A 506-nucleotide genomic window follows, 5' to 3' on the forward strand; every position below is an offset into this window, starting at 1 on the left:
AACGGGCGGATGGCATTCTCGGCACCCGCGTTGCTGATTTTCAGATCGCCGCGTTTGCAGTAGCCCACCAGCGTGTCCCACTGGTTCAATGTGTAGTCCATGGCCTTGCGAGTGAGCGAGCCTTTCAGCACCTTGCTGGCGTTTTTCTCCAGCCAGGCCTTGAAGGTGTTCAGCAGCGGCAGGCTTTTTTCCTGACGCACGCGATAGCGCTCGGCGTCACTCAGTTCGTTCGCGGCTTTTTCTAGGGCGTACAGTTTGCGGATGTGACTGAGGGCCACATCGGCTTTTGACGGCTGGCCTTTTTTGCCCTTGGCTGGCGCAGCCCGGGAGGCTTCCACGAACTTGCGCCGGGCATGGTCCCAACAACCGATGCGTGTCAGGCCGTTTTCACGGCAGACCTGCCCATAGCCGGAATAGCCATCGGCTTGCAGAATACCCTGGAAGTCATCCAGCAGGCGCACTGGCACCTGGCCGCCACGGGATGGGTCATAATCGAACAGTACCGA

Annotated in this window: 1 protein-coding gene; it reads right to left on the reverse strand. The window is 59.5% G+C overall.

All coding sequences use genetic code 11. The features are described 5' to 3' along the window. Window positions 1-506, reverse strand: a 506-nt coding sequence (locus INT21_RS10935) for an IS66 family transposase (protein ID WP_193085181.1), incomplete at both ends; no start/stop codon positions are given.

This window comes from Halomonas sp. 3F2F (genome assembly GCF_014897805.1).
Lineage (GTDB): Bacteria > Pseudomonadota > Gammaproteobacteria > Pseudomonadales > Halomonadaceae > Vreelandella.